16 protein-coding genes are annotated in these 16,012 nt (G+C 63.2%); 6 read left to right on the top strand and 10 right to left on the bottom strand.

The features are described from left to right. Positions 1-10: 10 nt before the first annotated feature. From PW789_RS13365 to PW789_RS13345, 5 genes are all read right to left on the bottom strand, one after another. On the bottom strand, positions 11-1,051 hold the full coding sequence (locus PW789_RS13365; protein ID WP_299377184.1) for a VWA domain-containing protein: 1,041 nt from the start codon (positions 1,049-1,051) through the stop codon (positions 11-13). A 26-nt stretch (positions 1,052-1,077) separates the two neighbouring features. Then, positions 1,078-2,079 carry a polyprenyl synthetase family protein gene (locus PW789_RS13360; protein WP_299377182.1) on the bottom strand — a complete coding sequence of 334 codons (1,002 nt, stop codon included), beginning with the start codon at positions 2,077-2,079 and terminating at the stop codon, positions 1,078-1,080. 91 nt (positions 2,080-2,170) lie between these two features. Continuing rightward, complete coding sequence (locus PW789_RS13355; protein WP_299377180.1) at positions 2,171-2,671, bottom strand: YajQ family cyclic di-GMP-binding protein; 501 nt, start codon at positions 2,669-2,671, stop codon at positions 2,171-2,173. Between the two features lie 41 nt (positions 2,672-2,712). Further along, the gene (locus PW789_RS13350; RefSeq protein ID WP_299377178.1) at positions 2,713-3,588 is read right to left on the bottom strand and encodes a TatD family hydrolase; all 876 of its coding nucleotides are present in this window, start codon (positions 3,586-3,588) and stop codon (positions 2,713-2,715) included. Positions 3,589-3,831: 243 nt separating this feature from the next. Further along, positions 3,832-3,978 carry a hypothetical protein gene (locus PW789_RS13345; protein WP_299377176.1) on the bottom strand — a complete coding sequence of 49 codons (147 nt, stop codon included), beginning with the start codon at positions 3,976-3,978 and terminating at the stop codon, positions 3,832-3,834. 81 nt (positions 3,979-4,059) lie between these two features. Here PW789_RS13345 and PW789_RS13340 point away from each other — a divergent pair, with 81 nt between their 5' ends. Further along, complete coding sequence (locus tag PW789_RS13340; RefSeq protein ID WP_299377174.1) at positions 4,060-4,518, top strand: cupin domain-containing protein; 459 nt, start codon at positions 4,060-4,062, stop codon at positions 4,516-4,518. A 389-nt stretch (positions 4,519-4,907) separates the two neighbouring features. On the opposite strand, the gene PW789_RS13335 is transcribed toward PW789_RS13340, so the two are convergent. Further along, entirely contained in the window at positions 4,908-5,918 is a 1,011-nt protein-coding gene (locus PW789_RS13335) for an NAD(P)-dependent alcohol dehydrogenase (protein WP_299377172.1), read from the bottom strand. Positions 5,919-6,020: 102 nt separating this feature from the next. Between PW789_RS13335 and PW789_RS13330 the strand changes: the two genes are divergently transcribed. Continuing rightward, entirely contained in the window at positions 6,021-6,323 is a 303-nt protein-coding gene (locus PW789_RS13330; protein ID WP_299377170.1) for a helix-turn-helix domain-containing protein, read from the top strand. Positions 6,324-6,455: 132 nt separating this feature from the next. Here PW789_RS13330 and metG read toward each other — a convergent pair whose 3' ends face one another. The 4 genes from metG to PW789_RS13310 all read right to left on the bottom strand — a co-directional run bounded on the left by metG (position 6,456) and on the right by PW789_RS13310 (position 13,160). Continuing rightward, positions 6,456-8,927 carry a methionine--tRNA ligase subunit beta gene (metG, locus tag PW789_RS13325; protein ID WP_299377168.1) on the bottom strand — a complete coding sequence of 824 codons (2,472 nt, stop codon included), beginning with the start codon at positions 8,925-8,927 and terminating at the stop codon, positions 6,456-6,458. 96 nt (positions 8,928-9,023) lie between these two features. After that, complete coding sequence (locus tag PW789_RS13320) at positions 9,024-9,812, bottom strand: FadR/GntR family transcriptional regulator (protein ID WP_299377165.1); 789 nt, start codon at positions 9,810-9,812, stop codon at positions 9,024-9,026. Positions 9,813-9,920: 108 nt separating this feature from the next. Continuing rightward, the gene (locus PW789_RS13315; RefSeq protein ID WP_299377163.1) at positions 9,921-11,252 is read right to left on the bottom strand and encodes an MFS transporter; all 1,332 of its coding nucleotides are present in this window, start codon (positions 11,250-11,252) and stop codon (positions 9,921-9,923) included. A gap of 465 nt (positions 11,253-11,717) precedes the next feature. Beyond that, the gene (locus tag PW789_RS13310) at positions 11,718-13,160 is read right to left on the bottom strand and encodes an alpha-L-fucosidase (protein ID WP_299377161.1); all 1,443 of its coding nucleotides are present in this window, start codon (positions 13,158-13,160) and stop codon (positions 11,718-11,720) included. A gap of 108 nt (positions 13,161-13,268) precedes the next feature. Here PW789_RS13310 and meaB point away from each other — a divergent pair, with 108 nt between their 5' ends. The 4 genes from meaB to PW789_RS13290 all read left to right on the top strand — a co-directional run bounded on the left by meaB (position 13,269) and on the right by PW789_RS13290 (position 15,971). Next, positions 13,269-14,495: a methylmalonyl Co-A mutase-associated GTPase MeaB gene (gene meaB / locus PW789_RS13305; RefSeq protein WP_299377159.1), complete on the top strand. Its 1,227-nt coding sequence runs from the start codon at positions 13,269-13,271 to the stop codon at positions 14,493-14,495. After that, a complete protein-coding gene (tsaB, locus tag PW789_RS13300) occupies positions 14,495-15,163 on the top strand; it encodes a tRNA (adenosine(37)-N6)-threonylcarbamoyltransferase complex dimerization subunit type 1 TsaB (RefSeq protein ID WP_299377157.1) in 669 nt (222 codons plus the stop codon). The genes meaB and tsaB overlap by 1 nt, the downstream gene beginning before the upstream one ends. After that, positions 15,160-15,636, top strand: a complete 477-nt coding sequence (locus PW789_RS13295; protein WP_299377155.1) for a GNAT family N-acetyltransferase — start codon at positions 15,160-15,162, stop codon at positions 15,634-15,636. The genes tsaB and PW789_RS13295 overlap by 4 nt, the downstream gene beginning before the upstream one ends. Before the next feature lie 122 nt (positions 15,637-15,758). After that, on the top strand, positions 15,759-15,971 hold the full coding sequence (locus PW789_RS13290; RefSeq protein ID WP_299377153.1) for a DUF465 domain-containing protein: 213 nt from the start codon (positions 15,759-15,761) through the stop codon (positions 15,969-15,971). Positions 15,972-16,012: the final 41 nt, after the last annotated feature.

Below are 16,012 nucleotides of genomic sequence, written 5' to 3'. Positions count from 1 at the left end.
CCTCGCAACTCTAGCGAGTCGATTTGTCTTTCGCTCCATCCGTCTCACTGCTTAGCCAATAGCCCTTCCTTGCTGTGACGGTAAACTCCGGGTGATTCAGGAGGCTCACGTGGATTGGATGAAAGCCGGCCGTGGGGCTCGAGGGGGAAAAGCTGAGCATGTACCGATTGCGCATGTGCCTGCCGATAAGAGCGAGCGTGTCGTCCAGCTGGTTCTTGTCGGAAAAGCGCATGGCCTCTCCTCCTGAAACCTTCGCCACCTCTGCCGCAACATCTTTGCGCATGGCGTCAATCACCATGTTCAGCGGTTCGCTGAAGTCGAAGCCGCAGACGTTGACCTCTCCTGCGGTACCCGTTGCCAGGGTGACAGGACGGCAGGGGTGGGGAGGTTCCTTGAGCGCTCCTTTGAGCCTTGTTGCCTGCGGCGTGAAGGTCAGCGAGTAGATGGCCGTATCGGTTTCGCCCGCAGTGCGTGCCACCTCTTCGGCGGTCGTTGTGCTGCCCGAATCCTGCGGCTGTGAGATCAGCAAAATCACCTTGCGATGGCTGGCCGGTTGTTTCGCCAGCATGTTGAGGCTGAACTTGAGAGCGTCGCGAATAGCTGCTCCGCTATTGCCTGGGTCAGGCTGATCGATCGCGTCCTTCCACTGCTCGATGTCCGAGGTAAACGAAGATGCGGCCTCTGGCTGGCTGTCGAAGTTGACGATGGCGACCTGATTGGGCGCTCCGCCGAGCATCTCTTCCAGCATCGTCTCCAGACCGCGATACTTATCGAACTCTCGCACTGCGGCACCGCCGGTCTGCATCAGGACGACCAGCGAGAGCGGCTGCTTCGTTGTGTCGTCAAGGCGGATCTGCTGCCGGACACCGCGATCGTTCAGCTGAAAGTCTTCGGCGCGAAGTGTGTACACGACATCTTCTGTGTGGCTTTGAACAAGAGCAGGCACTTCGACAAGGCGTGACGAGACGCGCAACGTGCTGTCATCGGCCGTCTGTCCATAGACAGCAGGAGCGATGCAGAGAAGCAGCGCGGCGATGAGAGTCCTGCGCACGAGGAAATTGTAGCTCCGTGAGAGGCTTAACGGTCGCGACTGGTGACGAATCCGGGAACCCAGAGCAGGGCTCGCTTGGCATCGGAAGGCGGCAGATCTGCGATCGACTGGCGCGCGGCCTCGGCGTAGGCCATCGCTGTGTCGGCTGCGTATTCGATGGAGCCGTGGCGGGTCAGGATCTCGATGATCTGCAGGTGCGAGACGCGGGCGAAGCTGCGGTCGGAGAGGACGGTGCGAATCGCCTCACGGTCAGCGCCTGTTCCGCGTTCGAGAGCGTGGATGACGGCGAGCGTCGCTTTGCCCTCACGCAGGTCGCTGGCGACGGGCTTGCCGAGAACCTCTTCGGTGGCGGTCAGATCGAGGACGTCGTCGATGATCTGGAAGGCGAGACCGAGGTTGCGTCCATATTCACCGAGGCGTGCTTCCACCTGGTCGGCGTCGCCGTAGGGGTGCGGCGTGATCGCGGCGCCCAGCTGCATGGAGACCTTGAAGAGGCAGGCTGTCTTGCGATAGATGAGGTCGAAGTACTCTTCCTCGTTGATGAGCTTGCCGAGCTTTTCGATCTGCAGCAGTTCGCCTTCAACCATCTGCTGCGTCAGCGAGATGAGCAGATCGAGGACATGGAAGCTGCGCTCTTCGAGAGCGGCACTGAAGGCCTGCATGTACAGCCAGTCACCGGCGAGAACGCACTTGGAGTTGCCCCAGGTCGTGTTTGAGGAGGGGCGGCCGCGGCGGGTGTCGGCCTCGTCGATGATGTCGTCGTGTACCAGAGTTGCGGTATGCAGCATCTCGACGACGGCGCCGAGGCGAATGCGGCTGTGATTATCGTTGCCGAGCGACTTGGCGGCCAGCAGGAGAAGCAGGGGGCGGATGCGCTTACCGCCGCCGGCGATGAGATATTCGGCGATCTCGGTGATAACGGCGACGTTGGATGCCGATTGCTTGGAGAACTCGAGCTCAATGGCTGCGAGGTCGTCACGAAGGAGATCGAAGACCTCAGCGGCTGTCGCGATGGAGAGGGTGCTCACTCTGAATTCAGAGTAACAGGATGTTCACCATGGCAGAACGGCGACTCGAAAAATGCGGGGATTTTCGAGTCGCGTTCCGGCAGGATCAAGCTTAGTTGGAGCGGAAGTTGGTGAACTGCAGCTCGACACCGAAGTCACCGGCGCGTAGCTTGCCCATCACCTGCTGCAGGATGTCGCGGTCCTTTGATACGACACGAACGGTATCGCCCTGGATGCTGGCCTGCGCCTTGAGCTTGGAGTCTTTAATCATCGCGACCACCAGCTTCGCCTTGTCGGAAGGGATGCCCTGCACGAGCTTGATCTTCTGGCGCACGGAGGTGCCGGCTGCGGGCTCGATCTTCTCGTACTCGAGATTCTTGAGCGAGACGCCGCGCTTGACCAGCTTCTGCGAGAGGATCTCGATGATGGCCTTGAGGGTGTACTCGTCCTGTGAGGCGAGCTGGATGGTGTCCTGCCCCTGGAGCTCGATGGTGGACTTGGAGTTCTTGAGGTCGAAGCGCGAACCGACCTCTTTCGACGCCTGGTCGATGGCGTTCTTGACTTCCTGAATCTCAACTTTGCTGACGACGTCGAAGCTGTTATCTGATGCCATGTCTTCCAATCCTTCGCTAAAAAATTCCGGTTTCTATTATGTCAGGCTTCCACTACGGGACGCGTGACGGGAAAGAGCCGGTAAAAGTTCTCCGTTGTAATAGATGCGAGCTGTTCGGCAGGGATGCCGCGCAGCTGGGCCAAAGCCGCGGCGGTATGCGCGACGTAGGCGGGTTGATTGCGCTGTCCGCGGAGTGGAACGGGCGCGAGAAAGGGTGCGTCGGTCTCGACGAGGATGCGGTCGGCGGGCGCGAAGAGGGCGGCGTCGCGGATGTTCTGCGCCCTGGGATAGGTGAGATTTCCGGCGAAGGAGAGATAGAAGCCAAGGTCCAAGGCGTGGCGGGCGTCGTCGACGTTGCCGGAGAAGCAGTGCATGATGCCGGGCAGGCCGCTGGGCCGGAAGTGTTCGGCGATGAGGCTGTAGGTGTCGGCGGCAGCGTCGGCTGGACCATATCGTTCCTTCGCCTTGGGGGTGGCCAGCTCGGAGGTGCGGCAGTGGATGGCGATGGGTTTCTTCACCGCGATGGCGATCTCCATCTGGGCGATGAAGGCGGCTTTTTGAGTGGGGATATCCGGGTTTTCGAGGTGGTAGTAGTCGAGGCCGATCTCGCCGACGGCGATGCAGCGGTCGTGTGAGGCGAGGCGGGTGAGCTCGGCGAGGGCCTCGGGGGTGGCGTTGTGCGCCTGCTCGGGGTGAATGCCTGCGGTGGCCCAGACGACGGGAGTGTTGCGGGGCTGGGTGTCTGCCGCGACGGAGGTGGCGAGGTCGAGCGCCTTGTGCATCTCGGAGGGGCCTTCGCCGATGCCGATGGCGAGGATGGTGCGCACGCCTGCGTCCCAGGCGGAGGCAAGGATCTCGTCGCGTTCGGCTGGATGCGTGGTGTAGAAGTCGAGGTGCGCGTGCGAGTCGATCAGCATGTGTGGCTACCCCCTCTCCCCGGGGTCGTTTTTATGCAAAGTCTTCAAACGATGTACTTTATTGGCGCGGTTACCAAAGTTGCATGGCCGCTGGCTGAGCGTTGGCCCGTTTGGCTCCAGTCTTAGTTTAGCGGATGCGGAGGGGTGAATCGGCAGATGGATGCTATTGATGGAGTTTGGGTTAGGGGGTGATGGGGGTTGACAGCGTTTGTGGAGCCGGCCGGAGGGAAGTTTGCGCTGGGACTAGGTGGAGGTTGAGAAGCGGGTCTCTCCACTGCGCGGCTTTGCCGCTTCGGTCGAGATGACAGAGTTCTTTGGCTGCACGTTATATCCGCTGTACGGATTGGCGAGATGGCAGATATGCCAGGGTGATTTGCTGCGTGCCGTCAAAGAGTGTCCGATGGCAGATTTTCCCGGCGTTAGGGTCTGATGTGGTGACAGGCTGTTGGTCGGGTGGGTAGGATGGCGGCCATGAAAGATATGAGTCGTCGTGAGCTTTGTGTGGCTCTCTCTGCGTTGGCTGCGGTGGGGGCGGGGTCTGTGCCGGAGGCGGTGGGCCAGGCGCGGTCGAATGATGTTCTTGCGCAGTCGAAGAGCTGGACCTTCGATTCGCTGCCGGTGAAGAAGAGTTCGAACGGTGGCGCGAGCCGCGCGGTGGTGCAGGGCGTGGTGGCGACGGGTGAGCCGGTGGAGGTGCATGAGACGACGCTGCCTCCGGGCCAGATGCCGCATCCTCCGCATAAGCATCGTCACTCGGAGTTTCTGTTTATCCGCGAGGGCGAGGTGGAGGTGGACAGCAACGGCACCAAGAGCAGGCTGGGGCCCGGAGGGGTGATCTTCAACGCGTCGAATGTGATGCATGGGTTGAAGAATGTGGGTACGGTGGACGCGAATTACTTTGTGATCGCCATTGGGCGGGCTGAGGGATAAGCGTTTGTGAGCGTTGAGGGTTGAGTCTCCGGTGCGGTGTGGAATGACAACAAAACTGTGGCACCGACAAATGAAGTGGGGTGGCCGGGATGTGGTTGGGGTTGAAAAGCGGGTTTCTCCACTGCGCGGCTGCGCCGCTCCGGTCGAAATGACAGGTTGTAGGGGGATGGCAGGTATACAGCAGGTTGCAGGGGATTGCAGGATGTACAGGCAGGGTGGGTGTAGGGGACGGCAGCGCGTACAGACTGACGAGGTGTTGGCCGCGGGTTGGTGTCAGCCGCAGGTTGGTGTTGGCCACGGGTTTGGTGTTAGCCGCGGTTGGTGAGGGCACGGCTTAGGCCGTGCCCTTTTGAGTTGTGTGGTGGCTGTGCTTGCAGGATACGGGCGTGTCAGTCTCTAACGCGGATGACGATCTTGCCGAAGCCGCCTTGTTCGAGGCGGTCGAAGGCCTTGGGGGCGTCGTTGAAGCTGTGCACGGAGTCGATGACGGGGCGCAGCTTTAGCTCGTCGAACTTTGCCAGCATGCGTTCGAGGGCGCGTAGCGGGCCTACGGAGATGCCGCGGATGACGGCGTGTTTCTGAATGACGCCGAAGAGCGGAATGGTTGCGTCGAAGCCGTCGATGATGCCGATGATGGAGATCTGGCCTTCGGGGCGGATGGCCTTGATGGAGCGGGCGAGGTTGGAGCCGCCGACGACCTCGAGGATGTGATCGACGCCGCGCTTGTTGGTGAGGGCGAGGGCTTCGTTCTCCCAGTCGGGGGTCTTCTTGTAGTTGATGGTGTGGGTGGCTCCGAGGGACTTGGCGCGGGCGAGCTTGTCATCGCTGGAGGATGTGGCGATGACGGTAGCGCCAAGGGCTGCGGCGATCTGCAGGCCGAAGAGCGAGACGCCGCCGGTGCCCTGGACGAGGACGGTGTCGCCGGATTTGACGTCACCCTTTTCGACGAGCGAGTACCAGGCGGTGAGACCGGCGCAGGGAAGCGCGGCCGCTTCTTCGTCGGTGAGGTAGGCGGGCGCGACGGCGAGGGCGTTCTCGGTGAGGACGAGGTACTCGGCGAGGGCGCCGGGGATGATGTTGCCGAGGGAGTAGAGCGTCTCCTTTGCCGAGGGCTCGCCGTCGATCCAGCGGGTGCAGTAGCTGGTGACGACGCGGTCGCCGGGCTTGACGCGGGTGGTGTTGGGGCCGACGGCAACGACCTCGCCTACGGCGTCGGCGACCTGGGTGATGGGGAACTCAAGGTGCGGGTTGTAGTTGCCGTCGTAGATGAGCTTGTCGCGGTAGTTGAGCGAGACGGCGGAGATGCGGACGAGGGCTTCACCGGGGCCGGGTGTGGGCTGAGGGATGTCGTTGAGCTTGAGGTTTTCGCGGCCGAAGGCTGTGAGCTGCCATGCTTTCATCGTGATCCATCTCCTTGGTATAGTTCGAATAAAATCGAACTATGGTACAGTCGAACTATTGACGAAGCGCAGGAGCTTTGTCAAATGCGAGGTTGAGGAAAAGTGCCGATCTTTCTGCCCAAAGAGCCATCGCGCAAGGAGATGCTGATGACAGCGGTGCTCTATGCGCTGAGTGATGAGATTCGTTTGGGGATCGTAAGGCAGCTTGCGGCGAAGGGAGAGCAGGCGTGCGGCGTGTTTGAGGTGGACAGGCCGAAGTCTTCGCTGTCGCATCACTTCAGGGTGCTGCGGGAGTCCGGCGTGGTGTCGACGCGGAAGGATGGCAAGACGCTGCTGAATACGCTGCGAAGCGAGGACCTGGAGAAGAGATTTCCGGGGCTTTTGAAGGCTGTGCTGAAGGGGTAAGGCGTCCTGCGGATCAGTGGCTGCGCGAGTGAATGCGGGGGTTCCTCGCTTCGCTCGGAATGACAACTTTTTGTGGTGGGGTTTCTAAAAGCGATGTGGCGGTCACTGCTTATGCGGTGACCGCCTTTGTCTTTAGCGAAGCCTGGAGCCGAGTTCGATCTCGTCGCTATCGGCGAAGGTGGCGAGGATGGGCTTACCGTCTTCGCCGTGTGAGGCTGCGAGGAGCATGCCGTGGGATTCGAGGCCGCGCATCTTGCGGGGTGCGAGGTTGGCGACGATGACGATGCGGCGGCCGATGAGGTCTTCGGGGGCGTACCACTGGGCGATGCCGGAGAGGATCTGGCGCTTCTCGTAGCCGAGGTCGACTTCGATGCGGAGGAGTTTGTCGGCCTTGGGAATGCGCTCGGCGACGAGGACCTTGGCGACGCGGAGGTCGATCTTGACGAAGTCGTCGATGGCGATCTGCGGGGTGTCGGGTGTGGCGGAGCCTGCGGAGGCCGCGGCGAAGGGGCCGGAGGCGGGGGCTTCGGTGTGCGGAGCGGGAGGCTTGGGCAGGTCGGGTACCGAGGCCGAGGAGCCAGCGACATCGGCGCCGGGATTGTCGCCGGGAAGGGTGCCGGTGCGCGGGGCTGCGGCGGGGTGCGTCGGGTCGGCGGGCGCGGGGGTGACGTGGCCGATCTTCTCGTCGACGAGCCTGGAGGGGGTGGGAGGGGTGGGGTTCTCTGCGTCTGTCATCTGCTGAATGAGTTCCTTGGGTGCGCGGGGGAAGATGGGGCCGAGAGTGCCGAGCTTTGTGCCGGGCTTGAGGCCTCCCCAGGTAAGGTTGTTGAGTTCGCCGGACTTTGCTGCGGCTTCGATGTCGCCGAGGCCCAGCTGCTCCCAGACCTTCGCCGTGGAGTAGGGAAGGATGGGGTAGAGGACGGCGGTGATGACGCGGATAGCCTCGGCGGTGGTGGAGAGGATGGCGCGGAGGTCTTCTTTCGCGCTGGGCTCGTCGGATTTGGCGAGCTTCCACGGGGTGCCGAAGGAGAAGAAGCCGTCGACTTCGGTGATGTAGGCGGCGACGTTGGTGAGGACGCGGGTGAAGCGAAGGTCGGCGAAGTCGTCGGCGACGGAGTCGATGAGAGCGATGGCGGAGCCTGCGAGCTTGTTGGCGATCTCGGCGAGCGCGTCGGTTGCGGGCGAGGTGAGCCCGGGGTGCGCGGCGTCGAGGTTCTTCTCGATCATGGTGAGCGTGCGGCTGACGAGGTTGCCGTAGCCGTTGGCGAGATCGGAGTTGTAGCGCTGCACGAGGGCATCGAAGGAGAAGCTGCCGTCCTGTCCGAAGGAGATCTCGCGGAGGAGGAAGTAGCGGAGGACGTCGGAGCCGAAGAGGTCCTGCTCGGCCTTGGTGGGCGCCGGTGGGGCGTCGGGGGAAGCAGGTCCCTCCGCAGCGTTGCGCTCCGGTCGGGATGACACCTTTGCGGAGGGAAGCAGAAGGCCGCCGAAGGCGTCGAGGATGGTCTCGGTGCGGACGATGTTGCCGCGCGACTTCGACATCTTGGACTCCTCGAAGAGGAGCCAGCCGTGGGCCTGTACTTTTTTCGGCAGAGGCAGCTCTGCGGCGAGCAGGAAGGCGGGCCAGTAGACGCAGTGGAAGCGGATGATCTCTTTGCCGACGAGGTGCAGGTCGGCGGGCCAGAACTTCTGGAGCTTCGCGAGGTCGACGGGCTGGTCGCTGCCGTAGCCTACGGCGGTCATGTAGTTGGCGAGGGCGTCGAGCCAGACGTAGATGACGTGCTTCTTCTGCGTGGTGCTGGCGGCGGGCTCGGGGACGGGGATACCCCAGTCAAAGGAGCTGCGCGAGATGGAGAGATCCTTGAGCGCACCGGGGACGTATGGGGTGCCTTTGGCGGAGAACCGCAGGTCCTTCGACTCCGCGCTTCGCGCTTCGCTCAGGATGACACCTTCTGTGGGGGCCGAAGTGGCGTTGCCGGTTGGCGAAGAGCTAGCGGTTGGCGAAGAGACGTTGCCGCGGAGGAAGCTGAGGACTTCGTTACGGCGGGCTTCGGGTTCTACGCAGAACTCGCCGGACTCGATGAGGTCGATGAGCTGGGCCTGGTATGCGCTGAGGCGGAAGTAGAAGTTCTCTTCGGTGACGGTCTCGGTGGGCTTGCCGTCGGGGCCGATGGTGCCGGGGGGGCCGTCGACGAACATCTCCTCGCCGACGGAGTACTGGCCGGTGTAGGTGTCGAGGTAGATGTGGCCGCGCGAGTAAAGCTCGTTGAAGAGCTTCTGGACGCCCTGGACGTGGCGCGGCTCGGTGGTGCGGATGTAGTCGTCGTAGGTGATGCCCATGCGCTGCCAGAGGGAGCGGAACTGGGCGGAGACCTCGTCGGTGAACTGCTGCGGCGTAATTCCGGCAGCCTGAGCCGAGCGCTGCACCTTCTGGCCGTGCTCGTCGGTACCGGTGAGGAACCAGACGTTTTCGGCTCCGAGCAGGGTGCGCTGGCGGCGTGCGATGACGTCGGCTGCGATCGTCGTATAGGCGTGGCCGATGTGGGGACGCGCATTGACGTAATAGATCGGCGTAGTGAGGTAATACTTGCTTGGCTTCTCAGACATGGGGCAGTAGCCCCAAGTTTATCAGGGGCGCGGGGCGTGCCGGGTTTGGTGCGAGGAGCTTTTGGACGGTGTGCGGACGGGGCCGCACGGGTGGGGTCAGGAGGGCGCGCCGGGGGTCCTGGGTTCGGGGGCAGCAACGGCGTCGGCTTTAGCGGCGCTGGCTTCAGCGTCCTGGGCGACGCGAGCGAGGTTGAGGTGCTGCTCCATGGTGCGGCGTGCGGCGGCTCCGTTGCGGGTACGGATGGCCCGGAAGATCTCGCGGTGCATCTCGGCCGACTCTTTGAGGTCCTGCGAGTGGTGTACGGTGTGCTGGCGGTTCTCGTAGAGATTGGCGGTGATGGTTTCCATCAGCGCGGCGAGGATGGGGTTGCCGGCGGCGCGGGCGATGGTTCGGTGGAAGCGGACGTCGTGGATCAGATATTCCTGGGGATCGTCGAGGGAGGCGTACATCTCGGCGACCTCTTCGGCGAGCTCGGCGATGTGCTCGTCGGTTGCGCGCTCGGCGGCGAGGGCGGCGACGGAGGCCTCGAGGACGAGACGGGCTTCGAACATCTGCCAGGGCAGGAAGCCGTGGAGGACGCCGAGGACGGAGAGGGAGTTGGAGTCCAGGGCCGGTGGACCTGACGACACGAAGGTTCCGGCGCCGTGGCGGCTCTTGAGCACACCCATGGCGGAGAGGAAGCCGATGCCGGCGCGGAGGCTGGAGCGGGAGATCTGCAGCTCGCGGGCGAGCTCACGCTCGGGCGGGAGACGGTCACCTGGTTTGACCTCTCCGGAGGCGATGAGGGCGCGGACGTGCTCGACGACCTGCATGGTGAGCTGGCTGTGGGGGGTGCCTGCGTTGGCAGCCTTTTCTGCGGGCTCTTTGACAGCCTCTTTTTTCACGGCGGGGGGCGCTCCTTCTCGATTCGTGGAGAGAAGGGTAACACGGAGCTTATGAAGTGGACGGATGGTCCGAACCGAAGTGGTCGGGCCATCCGCCGTGATGCGGGATCAGGCGTTCTTCGGTGGTCCGAGGCGCGGAACGAGCAGCTGGAAGCAGGCGAGCGAGATGAGATAGAGGCTCGCCGCTATGGTGAAGACGACCAGCGGATGGAGCGAGAGATTGTTTTTGACGAGCCAGGTGAAGGCTGCGCCGCCAGCTGCTCCGGCTGCTCCGCCGATGCCGACGACGGTGGAGACGGCGGTGGAGGGGAACATGTCGGACGGGGTGGAGAAGAGATTGGCCGACCAGCCCTGATGAGCGGCGGCGGCGAGCGCGATGATGAGCGTCGCGGGCCAGGGGTTAGAGGGGAAGAGATCGCCCATGTGCGGCACAAAGATGAGCGGCAGAACCAGGACAGCCATGGAGAGCATGGCGATCTTGCGACCGGCGTTGACGGAGTAGCCGCGGCTCATGAGGAAGCCGGAGAGTGAGCCACCGCCGATGGAGCCGACCGAGGAGATGACGTAGACGGTGACGATGTACCAGTAGGCCTGCGAGAGCGAGAGGCCGTAGTTCCGGTTGAGGAACTGGGGGAGGTAGAAGAGGTAAAACCACCAGACGCCGTCGGTGAGCCCCTTGCCGATGGCGAAGGCGTAGGTTCCGCGGTTGGTGAGGAGCTTGCCGAGCAGAGGGCCGCCTTCGGTGACGGGGGCGAGCGCTGCCTGGGTCTGTGTGGCTCCGCGGCGGAGCTTGTTGTAGGGGAAGAGGAGCCAGATGACGAGCCAGACCATGCCCATCGAACCGGTGGCGAGGAAGGCGGAGCGCCATCCCCAGCGTGCCGTGACGACGGAGATGATGAGGGGCGCGAGGAAGAAGCTGACGTTGGAGCCGGAGTTGAAGAGGCCTACGGCCTTGCCGCGCTCGCGTGCGGGGAACCACTCGCTGATGGCCTTGATGGCGGCGGGGAAGTTGCCGGACTCGCCGAGGCCGAGGAAGACGCGGGCGATGCAGAAACCGAGGACGGAGCCGACCAGGGAGTGGCTCATGGAGGCAAGGCCCCAGATGAGGATGGCGAGGGCATAACCGGTCTTGGTTCCCAGCTTGTCGATGACGCGCCCGGCGAAGATGAAGCCGATGCCGTAGGCGAACTGGAAGGTGATGATGACGTTGCCGAAGTTGTTATCGAAGACAGGCTGGTGGAACTTGTCGGCGGCGAAGTCCCATCCCATGAACGGGACGTTGTGCAGGAGCGGCTCGATGAAGGCGAAGACCGAGCGGTCCATGTAATTGATGGTGGTGGCCAGGAAGAGCAGGAAGCAGACGAACCATCGCATGGAGGAGGTTTCGTTATCGGTAGCGGCGAAGCCTGTGTCCTGCAGGCTCGATGTGTTCGTCGACATGAAATCAAAGCTCCGGCAGCAATGCAGGTCAGACCATTGCAGATTGATGAGGCCAGCGAAGGCCGTGGGAGAAAGGGAAGAAACGGCGTCGGGATGAGGATAGTCGTTTAGAGGTGATGGATGTCAAGGAGGAAGCGAAGGTTAGGGGCGAATTCGTTTATTGGTTGGACCAATTTCCCGCATTGGAGGCAATGTGCGAGTTGGGATCGAGGCGGGTTGGAAGGGCGCTGGTTGTGGCTGGGTGGGGTCGGTGGTTGAGAAGCAGGTCTCTCCACTTCGCTGCGCTTCGGTCGAGATGACAATTTGTTTCTGCTGATGATGCCTGTCATCGGCTTTGTCTTCTGATTTCGACAACTAGCTTTATCTGACAACTAGCTTTATCTATTGATCGCGTAGAAGGCTTTAAAGAATTGAGCGGCGAAGCTTTTTGGGGCTCCGCCGCTCTTTTGCTTGGTTGGCTTCTGGCTACATCGTTGTGTTGAGGACGACGACGGTGGCGATGGGGTCGAGGGCCTTGGAGGGGAGCTGGACGTCGAGGGCGGTGCCGTTCTGGGTGAACTTGAGCGGCTTGTGGGCCTTGTCGGCGAGCAGGTAGGCTCCGGTGACCTTGCGCGGCATCTTGTCGACGTGGAAGCTGCCGGTCCAGTCGAAGATCTCGACGTAGACCTTGTTGCCCTTGGTGGTGGAGCGCCAGTTCCAGGTGGGAAGGAACTTGGGCTGTCCGTTGCGGCCCTTTTCGGTGGTGGAGAAGGTGCCGGTGGGGACGTCGAAGACGGTGGCCGTGGTGCCGTAGATGGCCTCTCCGTTGACGTCGAGCCACTTGCCCACCTGCTGCAGGCGCTCGACCTCGGGCGCGGGGACGACGCCCTTGGAGTCAGGACCGATGTTGAGCAGGTAGTTGCCGCCCTTGCTGGCGATGTCGATGAGGTTGCGCAGCAGGGTTTCGGTGGATTTGAAGTTGGTGTCGAAGGACTTGAAGCCCCAGGTGTCGTTCATGGTCATGCAGGATTCCCAGTCCTGGCCGGGGTAGCCCTGCGGTGGGATGTACTGCTCGGGGGTCTCGGTGTCTCCCTTGTAGGTGCCGCCGAGGCGGTTGTTCCAGATGAGGTTGGGATATTTATTGAGCAGCTTGACGACCTCGGCGGCGCGCTCGGGGGTCATGTTCTTGCCGGGGGTATCGAACCAGACGACGACAGGGAAGCCCTTGTAGTTCTCAAGCAGCTCCTTGATCTGGGGGATGGACTTGTTCTTGAGGTAGTCGTCGAAGGAGCCGTCCTGCGCGGGGTCCCAGTGGCCGGTCTGCTGGTTGTGGCCGGGGCGTACGGCAGCGCCGCCGCCGGGATAGGTCCAGTCCTGCGACTGCGAGTAGTAGAAGCCGAGCTTGACGCCCTGCTTGCGGCACTCTTCGGCGAGCTCCTTGAGGGGATCGCGCTTGAAGGGGGTGGCGGCGACGATGTTGAAGGGGTCGACCTTGGAGTCGAACATGGCGAAGCCGTCGTGATGCTTGGCGGTGATGACGATGTACTTCATGCCGGCGGCCTTGGCGAGGGCGACGATGTCGTGCGCGGAGAAGCCGGTGGGATTGAAGTCCTTGGCGAAGCCTTTGTAGTCGGCGACGGGGATGGAGAGGTCGTTCATGATCCATTCGCCGATGTGGGTGGTGCGCTTGCCGTTCCATTCGCCGGCGGGGATGGAGTAGAGGCCCCAGTGGATGAACATGCCGAAGCGGGCGTCGCGCCACCAGGCCATGCGGGCGTCGCGCTGGGCGGGAGTCTCGGTGTCCTGGATGGCGGGGACGGGGTGATGGACGGGGGTGGTGTCGGCTTTGGACCCTTCGAGCTGGGCGTATCCGAGGGTGGAGGCGGCGAACAAAAGGCCGGTGACAATGCTGCGTGAGGCGAGATTCACGGTACGTCCTCGAGGGGTGGAATAACGGCAGCGGAATTATAGGTGAAAGTTTTCATTCATGGGTGCAAATTGTTTTTCCGCCATAAAAGGTGGGGAATGGGCGGCGGTATGATCGCACAGGTGAACGATAAGGACAGGTCGGAGGCGGGGCAGCCTGAGGAGTTTATCGCCCGGCTGGGCGCGGGGGATGTACGGGCGCTGGCCCGGGCGATCTCCGTGGTGGAGGATGGCGGCCCGGAGGCGGCGAAGCTGTTGGCGCTGGTTCGCGCGCGGGGCAGGCGGGCGCTGCGGGTGGGCGTGACGGGCGCTCCCGGGGCGGGGAAGAGCACGCTGGTGGACGGGCTGGCGCGGCTGCTGGTGAAGGAGGGGCACAGCGTTGGCGTGGTGGCGGTGGACCCGACGAGCGCGGTGACGGGCGGAGCGCTGCTGGGCGACCGGATCAGGATGCAGGCGGAGACGGGTGTGTACATCCGCAGCATGGCTTCGCGGGGTGCGCTGGGTGGGGTGGCACGGGCTGCGGGCGAGGTGTGCGAGGTGATGGAGGCCGCTGGCCGTGACGTGATTCTGCTGGAGACCGTGGGCGTGGGGCAGGACGAGGTCGCGGTCGCAGGGCTGGTGGATGTGGTGGTGCTGGTGCTGGTGCCGGGGATGGGCGATGAGGTGCAGAGCATGAAGGCCGGCGTGATGGAGGCGGCGGAGGTTTATGCAGTCAACAAGGCGGACCGCGGCGGCGCGGAGCAGGTAGAGGCAGAGATCGTTGCGATGCAATCACTCGGAATGGCGATGGGATGGATGCCGCCGGTGGTGCGCTGTTCGGCGATGACGGGCGAGGGTGTGACGGAGCTGTTGCAGGAGGTACGGCGCTGCGCGGCGTGGAAGAAGGAACATGGTGTGGCGAAGAGTTCCATGCTGGGGGCGATGCCGGGCCTGCAGCTGGATCATCTTGGCGTGGCGGTGAAGAGTCTTGCGACGGCGCGCGGGTTTTATGAGGCGCTGGGTCTGCGCGTGGTGCATGAAGAGGCGGTGGAGCATGAGCAGGTACGCGTGGCGATGCTTCCGCTGGGAGGCACGAGGATCGAGCTGCTGGAGGCGACGGCGGAGGATTCGGTGATCGGCCGGTTTGTAGCGAAGCGCGGCGAGGGGCTGCACCATATCGCTATTAAGGTAGAGAGTGTGGATGCGATGTTTGCGCGGATGAAGGAGCAGGGCGTGCGGCTGGCGAGCGATGCGGTGAAGGTGGGCGCAGGAGGGCATCGCTACTTCTTTGTGCATCCGGCGAGCACGGGCGGTGTGCTGGTAGAGATTGTAGGGAACGAAGAGAAGGGTACGGATTGATGCGGCTGCTGTTGATGGATACGTGTGGGAGCGAGGGCTCGGTGGCGCTGGCCGATACGGACGCCGGTGGAGTGATTGCGCGGCAGACGCTGCCGGGCCGGAGCGCGTCGGAGCGTCTGCTACCGGTGGTGCGCGAGATGATGACGGTGGCGGGGTGGAAGCTGGCCGAGCTGCGCGCGATTGTCGTGGTGCATGGGCCGGGATCGTTTACGGGAGTTCGCGTGGGGCTGAGCGCGGCGAAGGGATTGAGCGAGGCGGGCGGGGTGGGGCTGATCGCGATCTCACGGCTGGCGGTGCTGGCAGGGTTGTCTGACGTGGCGGGCGAGCGGTGCGCTGTGCTGGATGCGGGGCGGGGAGAGTTTTACCTGGGCCTCTATAAAGATGGAGATGGAGACTGCGTGCGCGAAGCCCTGGTGACGGGGGAGGGGCTGCGCGAGGCAGCGCAGGGAGGGGCTGCGGTGATCGTCTGCGAGGAGAAGATGGCGGAGGCACTTGGCGATCTTGGGCCGGTCAAAGTGCGTGAGCCTCTGGCGGAGGATGCGCTGGCGATTGCGCTGGCTCGTGCCGAGGCGGGAGCGTTTGACGATGCCGCGCTGATCGATGCGAACTATCTGAGACGGACGGATGCGGAGATCTTCGCCAAGCCGGTGCAGGGCACGGCGCGATGACGGTGGCGATTCGTGCGGCGACGGTGGGTGATGTGGATGCTGTAGTCGTGCTGGAGCGGACGATCGCCGAGGCTCCGCACTGGGGGCGCGAGGAGTATGTGCGGATGCTGGCGGATCCTGCGGCAGCGGTGCGCCGGGTGCTGCTGATCGCTGAGCGGGATGCGGCGATGGTGGGCTTTGCCGTGGGCAAGGTGATTGGTTCCGGGGAGGATGCGGTGGGGGAGCTGGAGAGTGTTGCGGTCGCAGAGGATGCGCGGCGGCTGGGTGCGGGACGAGCGCTGTGCGAGGCCGTGATTGGGTGGTGCGCGGCACAGGGTGCGGCGGTGGTGGAGCTTGAGGTGAGGAGCGGAAGCGAGGGGGCGAGGGCTCTCTACGGCAGTCTTGGGTTCGTCGAGGTCGGTGTGCGTGCCGGGTATTATCGTGACCCGGCGGAGGATGCGGTTCTGATGAACCGGGTTGACCGTACGGCGTGATTTTCCGGGGCGAATTTTCTCCACAGAAAACGTGAATATCGGCTTTGCAAGCGGGAACGGGCGTGTGTTAGGGTAGCGGCCAGTGTAGGGCGAATTGTGTTGAGCCAGGAGGTATCCGTCTCATGCAGACTGCCAGGTTCCCGGAGTTACCGACCACCCCAGGACATCCCTCGTTGCAACAGCTGGTCCAGGAGCACAGCCTCTACGACCGCAGGCTGGATGCGTTGCGCTCGAAGCTCTTTCTGACCGAACCGGAGAAGATGGAAGAGATACGGCTGAAGAAGCTGAAGCTGAGCCTGAAGGACGAGATGGAGCGAATCAGGCGTATGGAATAGCCGTAAGGAATAGACGTCGGGTACGCATCTGGATTTCGTTT

The sequence above is a fragment of the Edaphobacter sp. genome, from assembly GCF_028283685.1.
In the GTDB taxonomy this organism is placed as follows: domain Bacteria; phylum Acidobacteriota; class Terriglobia; order Terriglobales; family Acidobacteriaceae; genus Edaphobacter.
This window is presented reverse-complemented; position numbering and strand designations above follow the sequence as displayed.

Excerpts from the sequence above, each read along its gene's own strand:
- PW789_RS13355 (WP_299377180.1), bottom strand. The coding sequence starts at position 2,671 with ATGGCATCAGATAACAGCTTCGACGTCGTCAGCAAAGTTGAGATTCAG.
- PW789_RS13295 (WP_299377155.1), top strand. The coding sequence starts at position 15,160 with ATGACGGTGGCGATTCGTGCGGCGACGGTGGGTGATGTGGATGCTGTA.
- PW789_RS13290 (WP_299377153.1), top strand. The coding sequence starts at position 15,759 with ATGCAGACTGCCAGGTTCCCGGAGTTACCGACCACCCCAGGACATCCC.
- PW789_RS13315 (WP_299377163.1), bottom strand. The coding sequence starts at position 11,252 with ATGTCGACGAACACATCGAGCCTGCAGGACACAGGCTTCGCCGCTACC.
- tsaB (WP_299377157.1), top strand. The coding sequence starts at position 14,495 with ATGCGGCTGCTGTTGATGGATACGTGTGGGAGCGAGGGCTCGGTGGCG.
- PW789_RS13335 (WP_299377172.1), bottom strand. The coding sequence starts at position 5,918 with ATGAAAGCATGGCAGCTCACAGCCTTCGGCCGCGAAAACCTCAAGCTC.
- meaB (WP_299377159.1), top strand. The coding sequence starts at position 13,269 with ATGATCGCACAGGTGAACGATAAGGACAGGTCGGAGGCGGGGCAGCCT.
- PW789_RS13350 (WP_299377178.1), bottom strand. The coding sequence starts at position 3,588 with ATGCTGATCGACTCGCACGCGCACCTCGACTTCTACACCACGCATCCA.
- metG (WP_299377168.1), bottom strand. The coding sequence starts at position 8,927 with ATGTCTGAGAAGCCAAGCAAGTATTACCTCACTACGCCGATCTATTAC.
- PW789_RS13340 (WP_299377174.1), top strand. The coding sequence starts at position 4,060 with ATGAAAGATATGAGTCGTCGTGAGCTTTGTGTGGCTCTCTCTGCGTTG.